Origin of the sequence: Allosphingosinicella sp., from assembly GCF_036387615.1 — a bacterium.
GTDB lineage: Bacteria > Pseudomonadota > Alphaproteobacteria > Sphingomonadales > Sphingomonadaceae > Allosphingosinicella.
On sequence record NZ_DASVTH010000036.1, the window covers coordinates 84,549 to 101,845 of the forward strand.

The 17,297-nt window shown below is 63.6% G+C and carries 18 protein-coding genes; 5 read left to right on the top strand and 13 right to left on the bottom strand.

The annotated features are described in order from the left end of the window. Positions 1–57: 57 nt before the first annotated feature. Together VF631_RS07705 and VF631_RS07710 are read right to left on the bottom strand one after the other, a co-directional pair. Positions 58–321: a DUF3892 domain-containing protein gene (locus tag VF631_RS07705; protein WP_431849704.1), complete on the bottom strand. Its 264-nt coding sequence runs from the start codon at positions 319–321 to the stop codon at positions 58–60. A gap of 58 nt (positions 322–379) precedes the next feature. Further along, positions 380–523: a hypothetical protein gene (locus VF631_RS07710; protein ID WP_431849705.1), complete on the bottom strand. Its 144-nt coding sequence runs from the start codon at positions 521–523 to the stop codon at positions 380–382. Between the two features lie 152 nt (positions 524–675). Here VF631_RS07710 and VF631_RS07715 point away from each other — a divergent pair, with 152 nt between their 5' ends. From VF631_RS07715 to VF631_RS07725, 3 genes are read left to right on the top strand one after another with little or no spacing between them, the layout of a single operon-like run. Continuing rightward, positions 676–1,011: a helix-turn-helix domain-containing protein gene (locus VF631_RS07715; RefSeq protein WP_431849706.1), complete on the top strand. Its 336-nt coding sequence runs from the start codon at positions 676–678 to the stop codon at positions 1,009–1,011. After that, a complete protein-coding gene (locus VF631_RS07720) occupies positions 1,008–1,892 on the top strand; it encodes an ImmA/IrrE family metallo-endopeptidase (protein WP_431849707.1) in 885 nt (294 codons plus the stop codon). The genes VF631_RS07715 and VF631_RS07720 overlap by 4 nt, the downstream gene beginning before the upstream one ends. A 36-nt stretch (positions 1,893–1,928) precedes the next feature. Further along, a complete protein-coding gene (locus VF631_RS07725; RefSeq protein ID WP_431849708.1) occupies positions 1,929–2,585 on the top strand; it encodes a hypothetical protein in 657 nt (218 codons plus the stop codon). Between the two features lie 329 nt (positions 2,586–2,914). On the opposite strand, the gene VF631_RS07730 is transcribed toward VF631_RS07725, so the two are convergent. From VF631_RS07730 to VF631_RS07760, 7 genes are all read right to left on the bottom strand, one after another. After that, positions 2,915–4,495 (bottom strand): ATP-binding protein, encoded by a 1,581-nt coding sequence (locus VF631_RS07730; RefSeq protein ID WP_431849709.1) that lies wholly within the window; start codon positions 4,493–4,495, stop codon positions 2,915–2,917. Beyond that, positions 4,492–6,105, bottom strand: a complete 1,614-nt coding sequence (locus tag VF631_RS07735; protein ID WP_431849710.1) for a radical SAM protein — start codon at positions 6,103–6,105, stop codon at positions 4,492–4,494. Before VF631_RS07735 ends, VF631_RS07730 begins: the two co-directional genes overlap by 4 nt. Continuing rightward, on the bottom strand, positions 6,098–7,126 hold the full coding sequence (locus VF631_RS07740; protein ID WP_431849711.1) for a DGQHR domain-containing protein: 1,029 nt from the start codon (positions 7,124–7,126) through the stop codon (positions 6,098–6,100). Before VF631_RS07740 ends, VF631_RS07735 begins: the two co-directional genes overlap by 8 nt. Positions 7,127–7,551: 425 nt before the next feature. Then, a complete protein-coding gene (locus tag VF631_RS07745) occupies positions 7,552–8,568 on the bottom strand; it encodes a ParB N-terminal domain-containing protein (protein ID WP_431849712.1) in 1,017 nt (338 codons plus the stop codon). Beyond that, positions 8,561–10,057, bottom strand: a complete 1,497-nt coding sequence (locus tag VF631_RS07750; protein WP_431849713.1) for a DEAD/DEAH box helicase — start codon at positions 10,055–10,057, stop codon at positions 8,561–8,563. The genes VF631_RS07745 and VF631_RS07750 overlap by 8 nt, the downstream gene beginning before the upstream one ends. Then, positions 10,050–10,451, bottom strand: coding sequence for a hypothetical protein (locus VF631_RS07755; RefSeq protein ID WP_431849714.1), 402 nt, complete (start codon positions 10,449–10,451; stop codon positions 10,050–10,052). The genes VF631_RS07750 and VF631_RS07755 overlap by 8 nt, the downstream gene beginning before the upstream one ends. Positions 10,452–10,455: 4 nt before the next feature. Continuing rightward, positions 10,456–11,475 (bottom strand): ParB N-terminal domain-containing protein, encoded by a 1,020-nt coding sequence (locus VF631_RS07760; protein WP_431849715.1) that lies wholly within the window; start codon positions 11,473–11,475, stop codon positions 10,456–10,458. A 221-nt stretch (positions 11,476–11,696) separates the two neighbouring features. Here VF631_RS07760 and VF631_RS07765 point away from each other — a divergent pair, with 221 nt between their 5' ends. Further along, a complete protein-coding gene (locus VF631_RS07765; RefSeq protein WP_431849716.1) occupies positions 11,697–12,827 on the top strand; it encodes a YaaC family protein in 1,131 nt (376 codons plus the stop codon). A gap of 57 nt (positions 12,828–12,884) precedes the next feature. Here VF631_RS07765 and VF631_RS07770 read toward each other — a convergent pair whose 3' ends face one another. The 4 genes from VF631_RS07770 to VF631_RS07785 form a co-directional block, all read right to left on the bottom strand. After that, on the bottom strand, positions 12,885–13,076 hold the full coding sequence (locus VF631_RS07770) for a hypothetical protein (RefSeq protein ID WP_431849717.1): 192 nt from the start codon (positions 13,074–13,076) through the stop codon (positions 12,885–12,887). A 532-nt stretch (positions 13,077–13,608) separates the two neighbouring features. After that, on the bottom strand, positions 13,609–14,166 hold the full coding sequence (locus VF631_RS07775; protein ID WP_431849718.1) for a TetR/AcrR family transcriptional regulator: 558 nt from the start codon (positions 14,164–14,166) through the stop codon (positions 13,609–13,611). Beyond that, positions 14,166–14,768, bottom strand: coding sequence for a glutathione S-transferase family protein (locus VF631_RS07780; RefSeq protein WP_431849719.1), 603 nt, complete (start codon positions 14,766–14,768; stop codon positions 14,166–14,168). Before VF631_RS07780 ends, VF631_RS07775 begins: the two co-directional genes overlap by 1 nt. Next, entirely contained in the window at positions 14,765–15,178 is a 414-nt protein-coding gene (locus VF631_RS07785; protein ID WP_431849720.1) for a VOC family protein, read from the bottom strand. Before VF631_RS07785 ends, VF631_RS07780 begins: the two co-directional genes overlap by 4 nt. Before the next feature lie 496 nt (positions 15,179–15,674). Between VF631_RS07785 and VF631_RS07790 the strand changes: the two genes are divergently transcribed. Next, positions 15,675–16,835 carry a YncE family protein gene (locus VF631_RS07790; RefSeq protein WP_431849721.1) on the top strand — a complete coding sequence of 387 codons (1,161 nt, stop codon included), beginning with the start codon at positions 15,675–15,677 and terminating at the stop codon, positions 16,833–16,835. Positions 16,836–17,297 lie beyond the last annotated feature (462 nt).

The following is a 17,297-nucleotide window of genomic DNA, read 5'->3' on the forward strand; positions in this document are numbered from 1 at the left end:
GCCTGGGCAGTCTCAGCTTCTTGAACATCGCCTCTATCCTCCAGGAGGCCGCCCGCTTTAGCAGTCGGGCAAGTCATCGAGGTTGTTGCGCGTGGTCCCATCGCGGTCGGTGCGAAGGTACTTGCCGGTGGTGCCGTTCACGACCTGAATCTTCGTCTCCGGGTTGTTCGCCCAGTTCACCCAGTACTCGTGAGAGCCGGACTCGATGTCGTTGATCGCATCTGACTTCGACCGGGGCGACCAGGACTGACCGCTGTTGCAAAGCCGGGTGATGTCGCCCTGGCTGTTCTTGCCGGTCTGCCGCACGTAACGCTTTGCCATTATCCTGCTCCTTCAGATGTCGTGGCTATCGGCGGGACGCGAGCCGCCCCGCCGACCCTTACCTCCGCTTGTTCGGACGCTGCGTCAGCGCCGACGCCGCGGCCGACTTGGCGGCCTTGCTCGACCTGGGGTCCCGCAGGACCTTCGCCGCTGCAGAAGCCGCCTTCTTGCTCGTCACCTCAGAATTCTTCTTGCCCGCCATCGCTTTCACCTCCTCCCCATTGACCCTGAGCCTGATTCGTTCTACTTCCACCTACGAAAACGTAGGACACGTGGGCAAAAAAGAGCACCACCCAGGGGTAGTGCGCCTCACCTACGATTTCGTAGACATAGTTAGTTTATGTTCGTAGGTCAATGATGGCGGGGGCAGAAGATCAGTTTGGAGAGCGGCTGGTCGCTGCTCGCGAAGCTCGCGAGCTCAGCCAGACGGAGCTCGCTCAAAAGGCGGGGCTGCAACCGGCCGCCATCGGCCATTTCGAGCGCAGCAGGCGGAAACCGTCGTTCGCGAATGTCAGAGCGCTCGCAAAGGCGCTGAATGTGAGTTCCGATTATCTTTTAGGCCGGACAGCCGAAATGCAGGGGGCCACGACTGCCTTCCGGGGCGAGGAGCAGCTATCCGACGCCGACCGGGAACACATCCAGATGATGATCGAGCTCATGAACCAGCGGCGAGCCAAGGCTGACAGATGAGCAAGTTCCGCCTCGCGTGGGCCCGGCAGTGCGGTGAGCGCAAGGCGAAGGAGTTCGGCTTTACCGCATTCCCTGTTGACCCGATTGCGATCGCCGAAGCTGAGGATATTGAGGTGATGCCAAAGCCACCGGATCAACCGGGGGTCAGCGGCGGAATCATCTTCCTGCCCGTCGGAACCTCCATCTTCTATGCCACGAACATCGCGAGCAGAGGGTTCCAGCGGTTCACTGTTGCTCACGAACTGGGGCATTACTTCCTTGAAGGCCATCCAGAGGAGATCCAGAAGACGGCGCCGCTGCACGTGTCGAGGGCGGGCTTTACCCAGGGTAGCAGCTCTATTGAGCTCGAAGCTGATCACTTCGCCTCCGGCCTGCTTCTGCCCACGCGCCTGGTTCAGCAGTCGCTAAAGCGCGGCCGTGTGGGGCTGGCCGGCATTGAGGATCTGGCCACGGCATCAGAATGCTCCCTAACCGCTTCAGCGATCCGCGCCGCGGAATGCAGCCCCTATCCAATGGCGGTCGTCGTTAGCCGGCAGGATCGCGTCTGCTACGGCTTTCTGTCAGATGGTTTCAAGCAGCTGAGCCCGAGAGCCTTCCCCCGGAAGGGCGACTTGCTTCCGGAGACCGCGACCCGCGAATTCAACTCTGACGCCTCGAACGTTGAACACGGCCGCCGGGCAACATCTGAGACGAACTTGGCTGAATGGTTCGGCGGCGCGCCAGGGATCAAGCTCGACGAGGAGATAATCGGCCTCGGCAGTTACGGCTACACGCTAACCGTTTTCTCCAGCGAGGAACTGCCCGATGAGCCAGACGAGGCGGAGGATGAGAACGAGGCGCTGCGAGAAAGCTATACGCCGCGGTTCGCCTATGGCCGTTAAAGCTAACTCAGGCTTCGACGCCACCGGCGCGGTTGCATGAGCGGCTGGGAAGAACGAGCGGCAGCTTCGTTGCTACCGCTCAGTAGATCGCCCACCTTCTGGGTTGCGCTGCGCGAGTGGCGCTACACAGGACGTTTCTTTGACCTCGAGAACACGGACGGCACATGCGAACTCTGCAGCCAGAGAGACCTGCGCTACCACTTTGAGATCGCGGATCGCGGCACGCGTGGTGAGCTTCTAGTTGGCTCCGAATGCATCAAACGGTTTGATCTAAGCGGTCTCGATGAAGAGGGGCGAGAGATTGACGCCGCCGACACCGCGCGGCTGGTTGATCGTCATAGGCGTGGGCTCGTGGAGGATGCGAGGCGTCAGCGCGTCATGACAGCCTTGCTCAAACTCGGCCAGGCGACGCCTGATTTCGACGCGGGCTCGTTCTTGGGATATGTTGATGATCGCGGAGCCTTCACTCCAAAGCAGCTCGCGATGATTTTCTGGCGCCTTCAGGGTAGCGCCGTTCCTTATCGACCATCAGACTTCAGGCTGACCATCCGGCGCGATCGGGAGAAGGCGCAGCTACGAAGCATGCCTGAGGCCGCTTACCGCCGGGTCGAGCCGGCCATGACAAAGGCCCAACGTGCTACGATCGAAAGGATCAAGGTCCGCTTCGCGGCATGGGGCCAATCTTGGAGATGACCGGCGCCTAAGGCGTGACAAGCGCGGGGTGCCCGAGTTTGGCTGGCGGGGGAAACGGTACGGCGAATAAGCGCCCATCTCTGCTGTCGGCTGTCGACAGCCCACTTTTCCGGACCTGGTGGAAAGCGGAACGGCCGCTCCCGAACTCTACGCTGCGTGAGCAGACGTTTGTTCAGCTGGATTAGGTCGGCAACTGCGTGCCTCCCTTCCACCACCCTCAGCCATAGCGAAGCTCCTGTAGACGCTGGCGTCGGGTCAGCGACAAGCGTTTCCGTCCTGCACGTCTTGCCATCCGACCTCATTCGAGACCCGCTCTCCAGGGCTCTCTGTCAATCCCCTGCGTCCTGCGCCCCATCGCTGACCCTCGCCGTGATGCGCTCGATCAGCTTACGGGCGGCCACGCGGTTGACCGAGCACTCGTAGATCAGCTCGAACATCCACTCGTAGTTCGCGCGCTCCGCCAGAGGCATGCTCGAAAGCGGCGAGCTGTCGGACGGTTGCGGGCCCGCGGCCGCCTCGAGCGCGACGCGGAGGTCGGCTGCGGCCTCCTTCAACAAATCCGCGTCATCGGACAGCACCGGCATGGCGGCGATCCGATCCATCTCGGCGAGCGACCGCGCTGCCTCGCCGGTGGCGGGCAACCGGTCAGCCACCGAGATCGAGCCCTGGCGTAGCGCCTCCACCGTCTCGCGCACTGCGCCCCCCGCCAGTTCAAAGCGGCGAATCCAGTTTCGGCGGATCGAGTTCGAGCGGCATCGCCTGGAAATCTCGCGGGCGATCGGTGTGAGCTGGTTCAGCAGGTTGCCGAGGTGCGCGTTCTGCTCGAAGTCGTCGCGCCGGCCGTTCGGCACGATGCGCCGGTCGAGGACATGCACCTCGCCGACCGACCACGCATTGAAACGCTGCTCCGCGAACAGCTCCTCGAGACCCGTGCCGGCGCCGACCTGCACGTCGCCCGCCCGCAGGCGCAGACCCTTGACCAGGTTCGCGACGGGAATGGCGCCCTCGTAGGGGTGGTGGAGCACCCAGGCCAGCGCGGCCGGACCGCCGTCCATGTCTGGTACCTGCCAAATGTCGACGCTCTCGTACGCAAGCATACGACCATTGCCAGCGTCGAAGGTGTCGCGATGAGGCCGGTAGAGCGGCGTGTCCGAGCCCGCCACGTGGATGTGCAGGTCGGCGGGCCGCATCACGGTCCGCATCGCAGCCGCGATCTCGGCCCCGAAGGAAAAGTCGGGGGAGAAGGGAACCGGCGCGACCTGCGACAGGTACTGCGACACGGCCGCAGGAGTCATCAGCCGGTCGGACCGCAGACGGACGACGCCGCACAGCTCGACCTCGAAGAAGCGCTCGGGCGTACCCTCCGCCGGCACCCGGGCGACCGTCGCCACTTGACTGATGAGGTCGGCCACACCCCCCGAGAACTCGGTCGAGCGCAGCAGGGTCTTGAGCTTGCGGCAGTCCCAACGGAGCTCCGACACCTCGGTCTCACCCTGAACCCGCGAACGGAAAATCAGCTCCTGCGCATAGCCGAGACCGGCCAGCCGGCCGACGCCTCGGAAGCCGCGCGCGTCCGTGCCGCGCTTCGCGCTTCCGCCAAGACCGGTCAACGTGCGGGCGAACCGGTCCCATGGGACACCGGCGCCGTTGTCTTGGATACGGACCGTGCGGGTAGGGCCGTCGAAGGAAATCCCAACGACGCCCGGCTCGTCATTGGACAGGATGCCCTGCGACCGCGCCTCGTCGATCGCGTCTGCCGCGTTCTGGACGTACTCGCGGTACACGGTCATTGGATCGACGTACATCGAGCTCGAGACCAGCTCGAGCACGTCCTTGCCGATCACGATGTCGTCGATCGCGGGCGCCGCGCCGGCGGGCGGCCTGGTCGGCTTGCGGAGGGCGACGGTCACGCCGCCGCCCTTTCCGGAACGCTATCCGGGACAATGGCGTCGTCGCCGTCGAGACCCGCATCCTCCACGCGCTCATCGTCCGGCACGCCGATGTCGGATGGCGACACCTTGGTCAGGTCGCGCTGACGCTTCCAGATCTGGAAGAGGTCCGCCTTTGCGATCGGCACGTAGAAGCGGAGGATGTCCGCGACGGCGCGGGTCGTTGCGCGGGCCGGCAGGGTCGGGAACAGCCGCGGATCGACCGAGGACAGCAGCTCCATCAGCTCGCGCCGTTCGTAGCCGTCGAGGCGCGCATACTCGGCCTTGAACGTGCCGAGCAGGCCAGCGTCGTCATGGAAGTCATACCAGTCCCGGTTGAAGATGAGGTCGTGCGGCATGGCGAGGATGTCCGCGTAGTCCGCGAAGGTGTCGCCGTAGGCGCGGCGGAAGAAGGTTGGTTCGCCGCTGACGATGCCGTGCGTCGCCTGGAGGATGATCTGCATCGAGCGCAGCTGGTAGCGGGTCCACTTCTCGCCGACGTGCCCCCGGTCTGGCCGGTCGGTTGGCTGGTAGCGCATCGGGAAGGACCAGACGCGGATGCCCAGCTCCTCGTTGAGCGTGACGTTCAGGCGCATGCGCTCGAACAGGTCCTCGGGCCCGTCGTGGAAGTTGTAGAGCATGTAGTTCGACAGCTCGGTCAGGCCGTGCTCGGCGGCGTAGCGGACCGCCTGCTCGTAGGGCTTGCGCACACCGAGGTGGTCGAATGCGATTCGCAGCGGACGCAGGCAGATCGACGCCAGCTCGCGCAGGTACATCGGATCCTTGCAGAGGATGCGGGCATCGACGCCCTGGTTGAAGTCGACGCGTCGCTGGACGGGCGGACGGCCGGGCCGGTGCAGCTTCGCACCCGGCGTGAAGCCGAGGTCGCGGATCTCGGCCATGATGTCCTTGAAGCGCGGCGAAGCCACCACGTTGTTGTCCATCAGGATCAGATCCTTCTTCGAACCGTAGCGCTCCTCAATCGCCCGGACGATCGCTGTCAGCGAGTCCGTGTCGCGCATGGCGCCCTCGAGCTTGGGCACGCCACAGAAGTGGCACTTCCGGATGCAGCCGCGCGAGCAGTAGGCAAAGTAGGCGTCGCGGACCGGATACTCGTAGTCGATCTGGTCGAGGATCGAGTAGTCGGGGACGAGGTCCTCGATCGGGGTGCCGGTGAGGTCGTCGGCGTAAAGCTCCTCCGAGAAGTCGTCGAGTTCGAGCGCGGTCGCCGGCGGGCCCGTCAGCAGGCCCTTGATGAAGCGGACGCCAGCCCATTTCGGCTCCTCGAGAAAGCGCTCGTGCATAAGCGAGGCCGCGATGCCGCCGACGAAGACCTTGTCGGCATGGCCGTTCGCGATCTCGAGCGCGAAGTCGATCGTCCGCGCGATCTTCACGTACTCGAACGAGAACAGGGTCGTGACGTAGATGCGGTCCCAGGCCTCGCCAAGGACGCTGCGGTCCTCGCCCTTGATGAACCTCACGCGGTCGCGCTTGCCGTGCTCGCCGTGGTACTGCGCGATCTTCATCAGCCCGAGCGGTGGGTACTTGTTCTTGTAGCCGGGCTCGATGAGCAGGATGTTGCGGTTAGCCATTGGCGACGGCCTTCAACGTCAGGCGCCGGCGAACGGCGCGGATGTGTGCGGCAGCGGCCTTGGCGCCGACCTCCCCCCCGAGGCCGGCGAAGTCGCCGCCGGAGCCCCAGTCGATCTCGGCGGCGAAGTCGTTCAGCTTCTGGGTGAAAAAGCGCTTGTCGACTGGTGCGCCCTCGCGCCGCTCGAGCCACAAGTCGGCCGCGACGTCCATCAGTGCATACACGCCGATGCCTTTGGTCACGAGATGCTTGCGCGGCTTGGTCCAGGCCGGCTGCAGCACCGCCGCGATCGCCGACCAGTAGTCGAGCACGATTCGCGCCGCGGTCTCGACTGATTCCGACTGCAGGATCCGGGAGCGCGCCAGGAAGCGCTTCACGGCCTTCTGGATGGTGCGCAGCGACGCCTTGCGCGACATGCCCGACGTCGACGCGCCGCCGAGGTCGAGCTGGCGGTGCCAGGGCGACCCCGCCTCGTTGTTGAGGTGCAGGGCTATGAATAGCTCGGGCCGATCGCCGGCGAGATCGGCGGCGAGCCTGCCGTCGTGGAAGTCCAGCAGGCTCGCGCTCAGCCCCTTGGCCTTCCCGTTGATGACGCTGAAGATCTCCATCTCCTCGCGCTCGTCGAGGCCAACGAACGCCATGAATGGCAGGGTGACATCAAGATCGTCGAGATGACCGAGGCGGTGCTGGCAGTCGACCTGCGTCATGACGCGCGAAGCGCCGGCGGCGATCTCGACGACCGCACGGCCGCAATCCGACCGCACGACCGTCCACGACGCAGCAGCCTCGGGGCGGAGATTGAAGGTGAGAGGGATGGTGGTGCCCGTCGGCCGCTGGATGTAGCGCCGGAAGTCTAGGCTGTGCTGGGAGTTGAAGCGGCGCTGGTAGCCGCGACCCGTCTCCTCATCGAGCACGTCCGCGTAGCTCAGCCGGTGGAGGTCGCAGGCGCGAGCGAAGCCCAGCAGTACGGGGCGGCTGGCCGACACGCCGTCGATGCACTCGATAGTAAGCCCGTCACCCATGGCGCATCCCCCCAAATCCGCACTGCACGGATGCACTTTGCACTCGTCGGGTGGCGATGGGCAGTCCCCTTCACACATTCCGTCGGATACGCAACACGGTTGATCGCATCGCCGAGGATCGTCGCTTCGCGCGCCCCGGCCGCCGCCAATCAAGTAAGCTGCATCGCTACGCTGCGAATTGTTGATCAGCAGCCGATGGCACAGGTGCCGGCGCTCCCCCCGGCCGCTAGCGTTGGGCGCCACCGCACGGCAGACGGGAAAAGTGAGCGACCTCTCTCATCTAGTGTCGCTACTTGAGCAGACGAAGTTCTGCCGGCTCTTCGCCTTCATGATCGATGATCCGTCCACAGCCGACCGGCGGGACAATTGTATCCGCCGAGGCTGACGGCTGCGGCGACCTAGCCGGTGTGGGCCGACGACCGCCATCAACCGATCTGCGATTTCTTCTTTTCTAGTAAATCCTTCAGCTTGCGCGCCTTCGCCTCGATGAGCTTAAGCTCGTACTGCATCACGTCTCGGATCGCCTTCGGCGCATCCACGAGATCGTCCTCGGTCGTGATCTCGGTCACCCACTTGCGGAAGCGCTTAAGCCTGTTGAGGGTGGGGTGCTCGCCACCTGCCACCACGGCATCCTCATGGGCCTCGGCGAAGGTGTAGACACCGGTCATATACCGCCTCAGAATCTTGGCATTGCCAGCGCAGATCACCGGTAGCTTGTCCCGCAGGTCCATCGCCTTGCCCAGCGTGCCAGACTTCACCTCAGCGACGATGAAGTCCTCAAAGCCAGCGACCTCGTCGCGCGCCTTCTTGATCTTCCGCGACTTCAAAAACTCGTCGTAATAGCTCCAGTGCGCGGGGTCGCGGTCGCCATGGTCGATCATGAATTGGTAGACGTTGACGAGGTGCCTGGCCTCGTCCTTGGTTAATCCGAGCTCTGGCGCCGCCTGCTGCAGGTCGACGTGCTGCTCCTTGAAGCGACGGTAGATGAAGCCGGCCTTCTCGTAAGGTGCCCAGTCCTTCTTCCCCTTCACATGGTACTGGGCCAACAGGGCGAACACGAGCTTGTCGTCGATGTCGGCAGGGAGGATCGTGCAGGTCGCGGCTGCCCAGCGGACATCGCCGCCGGCGGCGAGGTGCCGATAGGCCGCGAGCCGACTGTTGCCCTCCAGCACGACCATGTCCCCGTCGCGCACGATCAGCGGATCGATCAGGCCGCCATTCGCCTTAATGTCCTGCACGAGTTGGCGGACGTGCTCCATCGCCTGCAGCCGCTCGAGGATGTCCTCCTGCGTCGGCTTAGCGCCATCGACGACGACGATCGAGTAGATGCGGGGATTGTCCGGATAGAACTTGAGCTCCTTGATCGGAACCTGGCGCGTCACCGTCGGCACGGTGGTGCCCCTGATCAGCATCGATGCCGCGATCCCCTTATCGTCACTCATCCTCGCGACCTCCCCCGAGTATCTCCTGGACGATGCGTCCGAAATCGTAGTCCGCCACGCGCGCATACTCCGCCGCGTCGACGTCGGCCTGCACAAACTGCGCGGCGAGCCGCTTGGCGCCGAGCAGGGCGTCAACCCACTCGTCGACCGTGTTCTCACCGATCAGGTTCCACACGTAGCAGGTGCGCTCCTGCGAAATGCGGTGGATCCGGTCCTGCGCTTGCAGATAGTCGTCGAGGCTGAAGACGCGGTCGTAGAACACGGCGTGGTTCGCCACCGTGAGGGTCAGGCCCTCCTTCGCCGCGCCGGGCGTTGCGACCAGCACCTTGCAATCCGGATCGTTCTTGAAGGCGGCGATCGCACCGTTGCGCACATCGATGTCGAGGCGCCCATGCACGGTGACCGGGTTGAAGCGTGCGAGGCGCTTGGTCAGCCAATCGGCGTTGGCAATGAAGCTGGTCCAGACGATGGCCTTCGACCCGTCGGCGACCGCGCGGTCGAGCAGGTCATCCAGTACAACCGCCTTCGCGGGCACCTCGTCGTAGGACTCGTCGACGAGGCCCGGATTGGATGCGACCTGCACGAGGCGCAAGAGGCGCTTCAGGACGGCCTCGGAGTCGTCCTCCACCAGCTCGCCGCCCTTCACCACCTCCGCGCTCAGGTGGCGGCAGACCTCGTCGTAAAGTTCGCGCTGACGGGGGGCGAGCGTAACGGCGACGTTCTCGATCCGCTTCTCCGGCAGGTCAATTCCCGCCGTGGACTTGGTCTCGCGCACGGTGAAGGAGCGGATGCGATCGAAGACACCCCCCAGGGCCGCCTCGAAGGAACGGCGCTTGTCCTCGTCGCGCCACATGTCGTTGGTCAGGTCGAGATCCGCCTTGAACTCGTCGAAGTCGGAGCCGAGCGCCGCACCCTGATCGAGGAAGAAGATCTGGGACCAGATGTCGAAGGGGCGGTTCGCGACCGGTGTCCCGGTCATGATGACGCGACGGACGAAAAGGGGCGCCAACCTGTGCAGCGCCTTCGCGACCTCCGTCTCGGGGTTCTTGATCTTCTGCGCCTCGTCCAGGACGATGGCGACGCGACGGGTCTTCAGGAACAGTTCGAGACGCCGGCTCTCGCTGAGGATCACCTCGTAGTGCGTCAAGAGCGCAGGCAGGGCCGCGTTGAAGGCGTAGTAATTGGACCTGTGGTTCTGATCGAGGACCCTTGGCTTCAGGTGCGAGTGGGCGCGCATCTCCTCGTCCCAGTTGGTCACGAGGCTGCGCTTCGTTACGAAGAGCACGGTGTCGACGAGGTCCTCGCGCAGCCATTCGAGAGCGAGATCGATGCCGATCTTAGTCTTCCCCAACCCCTGTTCATGGAACAGGGCGGCGTGGGGAAGGCGCCTGACGGCCTCGACCGCCTGCAGCTGGTAGGCGAAACCGCGGTGGACAGCCGAGAGGTCGAGCCGTCCGTCCCGCTTGAGCCGAGGCGCCACGTCAGTCACCCGCGATCACCTCCACGCGCACACCTGCATGCTCGGGACCGCGCACGAGCTGTATGACTGAGCGTGCCCGCGGAAGACTGAACCTCGGGACGCACAGGTACAGATGGCCCACCGACTGCAGCGCCAGGTGGTTTAGGAATCCTCTGAGCTGAAGCTGCGAGTGCGGCCGCGCCACGTCGGCCGGCGTCTTGGCCTCCCCGATCACCTCGAAGGTCGCCGGCAGGTCGCTTGCGAACAGGTCCGGGTGGTAGCCGCCGCATCGATGCGGGCGGTCGCTTCCGAAGGTGTCGTGGTCGAGCAGCAGGAAGAGGCCGCGCGGCGGCGCGTGCACGCGGCGGACATGCCGCTCAAGCGCCTCGACCAGCCGGATGTGTTGAACTGACTCCCCCGACATCGCGCTAGACGTTCAGTTCCTTGCTGAAGTTCTCCAGCGCCTCCAGTGCATCCAGTACGTAGCGCACCATATCGTCATCCGGGTCGGCGCGCAGACGCTGTATCTCGTTCAGTGAGATGTTGCCGATTTTCTCCGTGAGCGTCCTTGCGAGCTGCCCTATGGTGGCGTCCCGCAGGTCCGAATTGATCTCCGGCTTCTCGAGGATGTCGAGAGCGGCTCGGATGTTCTTCTTTTTGAAGACGTCGCGCGCGCGTCTGTCGTCAAGAACCCGGGGCAGCTGCCTGACGCCGGCGAGGTTAGGGATCTTGGCCTTGACGCCGCCCTTCAACCAACCCGCGAAGTCGCTCAACGTGAAGCCGGCCTTGAGGACGGACGTCTTCACCTTGTTGTTCTGGAGCTCAACGAAGCCGCTGAAGCGCTGGACGTCGTAGTCCTCGCCCGGCTCGTGCAACGGCCGAAAGTGGTTCTCCATGTCGGCGTAGGCGTTGATCGACTTCTGAACGTCGCGTCTGTCTCCACCACATAGATCCACCAGACGGTCGATCGGCATCATATGTTTGTAGTGCAGCTCCCACTGGTACTTGGCCTTCGAGTAGGCGTCCCATGGCCGCGGCCCGACCAGATGCGCCTGCAGACGGATCGCGTCGATCGCGAAACCCTCAAGCGCGTCGTGGACGATAGCGGGGATTGTCGACCAGTCGCCTTCCACATTCTCGGCGAGGAAGGTGCGGTAGATCCAGAGGCGGGTGTTGCCCTCTATGCAGACCAGGCTTCCATCCGGCCGCCGGTTCACGATGATCGGCTGGGAGATGCGCCCGTTGGCTAGGATCGAGTTGCGCAGCTTCTCCGGCGAGGTCGTCCCCGCGTTGATCGCGTCGTCGCCGCTACCGGCAACGTCGAGGGCAAGCGCGATGACGTCGTCGGAGACCTCACCCTCCCAGACCTCCAGCGAACGCCGGATCCGCGGATTCTCACGATCCAACTCCACGTCGCCGACCGGAAGGTCCTCATGCTTGCCTGCCATCTTGCTCCCCTCTTTGAACACGTTCTACGATCTGACGCCCGCCGCGCAACCGCGTCGAGGTGACCGCGCTCTTCCGGAAACGGTCCACTTTCAGGATGGACGCAGAAGGCCTACGACGTCACCACATCTTCATCGCTCGCTAAACAAGCATGAATCTCGCTGGCAGCCGAGCGCCTCGTGGCACTTGTCTCGAAGGTCACCCGAGCAACCGAGGATCATCGATGTCGTCCCCAGATCCGCGTGGCCACCCCGTCACCTTCAACGGCCGGGCCGTGGACTTCTCCTTCTGGCCATCGCGCTCGTCGGCGCATGGCGTGGTCCCGCAGACGCGTCTGTTCGCCATCGATCCCTGGGGCATTATCCGGCAGGTGGTGGAGAACGAGTGCCCGGCCACCCGCCGAACCGAGGCGCTGGCCTGCCTGACCCAGGCGCAGGCGTTCTTCGAGGTCGGCACAGGATCAGGGAACGAGGCGGCGCGGCCGGTCGCGCTCTACTACAGCTGCCTCAACGCGGCGAAGACCTACTGCCTCACCCGCGGACCCCACGAAACGCTAGCCGGCGGCAGCCACGGCCTAGTGGCTCACAGCCCCAACAACGTTTATGACTTCGCCGACGCGTTCCTAGAGACCAAGTCCAGTCACACCAGCTCGGCCGGCGCCTTCAAACCACAGATCTTCGACGAGATGACCGCCGTCCTCACAGGATCCCCGGTCAGCACAGGCACCACCTACCCGATGTCGGCCATCGCGCCCCAGATCCTGTCTGGGCACCGCCTGTGGGTCGAGGCAAGCGGCGAGGAGGAGCGCTTCTTCGAGCTGCGGTCCGCAAACTTCCGGCACGACCCGGCGTCCAAGACGATGTGGCTGGAAATCGAGATGTTGGCCGACGATATCGCGCGCTTCGGGATCTCGGCACAGGACGTGCTGGACCATTCTGGGCTGGTGGACTTCGAACTGCTGACCGGCGGCGATCCAGCTCGCGTGATCCTGCGCGAGCGTACACCGCTGCACTATATCGCCCCCGCGCCGCTCGCCGAACTCGACCTGCTCGTTCAGCGTGTCCGCCACCATCTCTGGATGACAGTCATGCTGATACCTCCGTATCGGAGATATTACCTGTACCTTTGCCCGCCTGCGGAGGCACCAAGTCTGCCACAGCTACTCTCGATGTACGCTGCCACCTACTTTTTCGGGTCGATCACCAGGTATCGGCCGGATAAATTCGACGATCTCCTACGCGGACCGTTCGGACCCCGCGTACGTGACTTCATCACCGGCCAGCCGCGGCAGTTCCTATACCAGTTGGCATCCGAGATGGTCCGACGCGATGTTGCGCGCCCAAGCATCCTCTGACTCGAGGTGGGTGCGTCACGACCTCGAACTCCCGAGCCCACGCAATTCAGCGATTGATCAGGCTAGCGGACGGCATCCCTGTGCTACCAGCCCGCCCATGGCCTCGGCGATCAGGCTGTACTTCAGGTCGTGGCCCGCCCAGGCGTCGAGATGGTGAGCGGCGTCGATGTTATAGTCCAACTTGACGAGCAGGGTGGCGGTTATCTCGATGCCCGTCATACTCTGGTCTGAAGCTCGGCCAGCGGCCATTCTGCTCGCAGGCCTCATCGTGGCGTCCTCCACCGCCATCGTTGTTTCGCATCGCTCTGACTTCACCGGCAACGAGGGTCGGCGGTGATCGTCGCTCTGCCGCAGCCAGATTTCGCTTCATCGCAATCAGGAATCCAACCGCTGTCAGATTTCGATCTGGGGGTACTTCTGGGGGCACCGACTTATGCCGCTTCCGAAACTTCCGGCCTAGAAAGCGGTTTAGCTGAGTGCTTCGATTCCGTCCCTGGGCATCGCATTGTGGGCCCAAGGGGTCCATCCCGGTCCCAAGGTGCCGGCGAGGGCTGCATCACGAACCTTTCGCTCCGCATCGCTTGCGGGCGCTGCCTCCGTCACCCTCGAGGGTATGTCTGAGGAAATCAGGAATGGAAGTTCAGGGACGTACCTCGCAACTAAGCAGTCGAGACAGCCGCCGGCTCCGCTTCTCGCCAGTAGCGGCCGTTGGAGGAGGCTGTCCAGGGCACTAGGGGCGGACACTCGCTTCGAGGCACTTCTTGCCGGATTTCCGACCACCTCACGCCAGAAGATCGTGCGGAAGGCGCGCGACGAGGCGCTCGAACGCCTTGGTATCTCCAAGCCCGCGCGAAAGAACGAGAGCTCCCTGGACACGGGCGACAGCGTCCTGCGCTCGCTCACGAGCCGATGCTTGGGGCTGCCCCGCTTGCTCGAGCACCGATGCCAAAGTGTTGATCCATCCTGTCAACCCCTCCCGCACCTGGGGAGCGAGCACCTCGCGCCCCTCTCCGGTCGTCATCAGCGCGAGTAGGCAGGTTTCCTTACCGCCGTCGTAGAAATTCGAGAGCGCTGCCGCCATGGCGACTAGCCGCTGTTTCGGTGTTCCCGGCTGGTCCAATGCTCCCAACACGGCTTCTTGGAAATTGGTGTTGGCGGAAATCAGCACCGCGCGGGCCATCTCTTCCTTGCCTCCGGGAAAGTGATGGTAGAGACTCGCCCGCTTGAGCCCCGTCTCGTCCGAGAGGCGAGACAAGCTCGCACCATCATAGCCATTCCTGCGGAAGGCCCTGACGAGGCTGTTCAAGATCTGCGACTTCGGCTGGAGCGTGGCCGGCATCAGATACCAGGCATGGTCGAGAAGCCAGGCAGCTCTCGGATACGCCGCATCCAGCGGGAAACGGCAGGATAGTCGTCCACCATGACCTTTCCTTCGGGTGCGAGCGCGACATAGGGGAAAAGTGCGCAGTCCGCCACGGTAGGGTGTGGGGTCTCCAGCCACTCTCGCCCCGAAAGTTGGTGGTCCAGCAAGGCGAGTGATCGACGCCCGATAGCCTGAGCAGCTTCGAGATCGACGGGCGCACCAAGAAGGAAGTGAAGGCGCGCCATATTGAGCCCGTTTTGAACCTCGTTCGCAGCGAAGGAGAGCCACTGCGCCACCTTTCCCTGCTCGACAGCGGCCTGAGGCCACCAATTCCCTGACGCGTAACGGGAACCGAGGTAGAGCAGAATGGCTTGGCTGTCGTGAATACGCGTGCCGTCCTCATCGGTGAGCACAGGCACCTGTCCCATCGGATTGATGGCGAGAAACTCGGGCTGCCGCTGCTCACCCCGGGGTATGTCGATCGCGACCTCATCATAGCCAAGGTTCAGGAAGCCGAGGAGCAGCCGGACCTTGTGCGTGTTCCCCGAAAGTGGATGACCGTGCAACGTCCGCGTCATGCCCCAGCCTCCGGTAGAAGTTCATCGAACTCGATAACGTTGCCGTCCGGGTCGCGGATGAATGCGACGGTTCTGCGATCACCAATGACCACCGGACCTTCGGTGATGGCGATTCCTTCGCGCTCAGCCCAGTCCAAGACGGCTTCCAGGCTGTCTACGAGAACGGCGTAATGCGTGTAGCCTGGCCATTTTGCGGACGTGTCCATGAGCACGTTGCGTTCAGGATGCGGCGTGCCGTTATAGACTAGGTTGATGCGTACGCCCGCATCGTTGATGAGACCCAGCGCGCTGTAGTGAGGCGAGTCCTCGTTCGGCTCAGGCCGGAAGCCTAGCCTCGCGTAGAAAGCTGCGGCGCGCTCACGATCGGTGACGCGCACCCCGATATGGTCGTAACTTCGTATGTGGAACATGGCCGCTTCCCTTCGCAGTCACTAGAACGAACGTTCGGTAAAGAGTCAAGATAAAGGTCAGCGTCTGTGGCGGAATCAGGTGCCGCGCTGTTGCTCCTCGTGCAGAGGCCGGCGACGAAGTCGACATAATTGAAACGCTCCACCAGCGGCCGTTCTAGAGGTCCGGGTTTCAGAAGCGGACCAGCCCCGTAGCCAAGTTCAGGCCCGTCAGGGCCGGTGACGAGCCGCGCACGCTGCTGCACAGTGGCCGCTTGCGCTAAGTCTGTCGTTTCCGGCGATCTCGCTACGTCTCTGAGCCGACCCTGCATCGAGACGCGGCTGCCGCTTCCACTTGCCGCCTGAACGGGCTTCTCCGGCGGGCCTGTGCAGGACCGGAACGGGCCAAGTGAGCACATAATTACGACTCGCATCGGCGAGCCAAACCAAGGATGCTGCTCAGAGCAAGCAGCCGTCCTTCTCGCTCCGCTGCTGGAGTTACTCTTCGAGGATACCGCTCATGAATGCGCCTTCTGAACCCTCGCTCGCCTTTTTTGGCGATAACGACGGCGGTCGCGTTGTCGTCGTCGACCTGACGTCATGGAAGCAACTTCACGATATCGGGACGGGCAGTGGCCCTTATCCCGTCGACAGGGTTGGACCCGATCTTCTCTTCGCGAGCACCCGGCGTGACGAAGCGATGAGCGTCATCAAGCTGGCGAGCCTCACCGTGGAGCATACACTGGAGCTTCGCCATACGCCCCGCTCCACCACACCCCACCCGAGCCGTCCCCTAGCTCTGGTAAGTGGCGGCAACAGAGCACTTACTTCGGTCATCGACGTTTCGGGCCCACCAAAAGTGCTCGAAGTGGTCGGCAGCGGCGAGGCACTATCGCCTGCAGAGAATCCGAGCATCGACTTTGGCGGGCAACTTGCCACCGGTCACCCGGCCTGGCTCGACGAAGGAACGCGCTTCTTTCAGCTAAATCGAATCACCCGTCGTCTACAGGTCTACGACGTCGGCGCGAGCCAGCCCTTGTGGTCGGTGAACGTGCCAACTTCGATCCACCACATTCTTCGATATCCGGGCGAAAATGGGCGCTGGTACGCCGTCTGCGAGGGCAATCAGTTCTCGCGCACTCCCCCCTCGCTCCTCCGACTTGAGGAACAAGCGGGCCGCTTCGCCGTGACGAGCCAGCTCTTCCTGCCCGTCCCCCTCCAGGCGCTGCCGAATGCCGGCGGCCACCACTCGGATCGGGCGCCCGATGACGCACACGTCTATTTCGGTTCAGCCGAGGGTAGCCTGTACGTGATCAACCGACACCGGATGGAGGTCGTCGATCGGCTCGATGCCGGCAAGGGGTGCGGCCATACGCGCGTGGCACGGGGCCGCGGCCTGGGGATTATCACGAATCATGACGACAGTTTTCTTACCGTTTTTGACATTGCAGCCCGCAAGGTAGTGAAAACCATCCAAATCACGTCGGGAACTACGAAGCCTCAGAAGAAGCAGCAGGGGCACACGTCTGGCGTGGACCCGCAGGAACGCTATTATTACCACACCGCCAGCATCGACGGTCGCGTGCTACGGATCGACCTCGATCGGCTGGACATCAGTGACGCGGACTACATAGACGTCGGTGGATACCCGATCCAGGGCGACTTCGTTTGGCGTGACTGACGATCTCGCTTGACGCTTATTGCGCGAATACCTGTCTATCGACGGAGCGAAATGCCAGGTTCCGCATCTTCGGTATTGACGGCCCCCAAACAGACGGCCCGCCGGAAGCCACGAGCGGCACCCAGGCCCGCGCCTAGTCCGAGGAGGGCGCGACAGCGTTCAATGAGATTTGTGAATACCTGATTTTCGGCTTCCCTCTCCGTCGATGGAGTAGGGCTTCTGTGGCTAGTGAGGAGAGCATGGCGAGGGTCAATGGGGCGGCCGTCACCCAGCTGGCACCCGATAGGGCGGAGTTGCACACGCGCCACACGGAAGCGAGCCGGGTTGATCGGCGCCGTGCCGGGGGCCAGCAATCAGCCATTGATGATCGGGAAGATTCGAGAGGAGATGCTCCGGCCTGCTCCCTGCAGTTCCCCGTGGCGCGCCCCGTCACGCTCCCGGTGAGGGCTACTGCTGTAAATT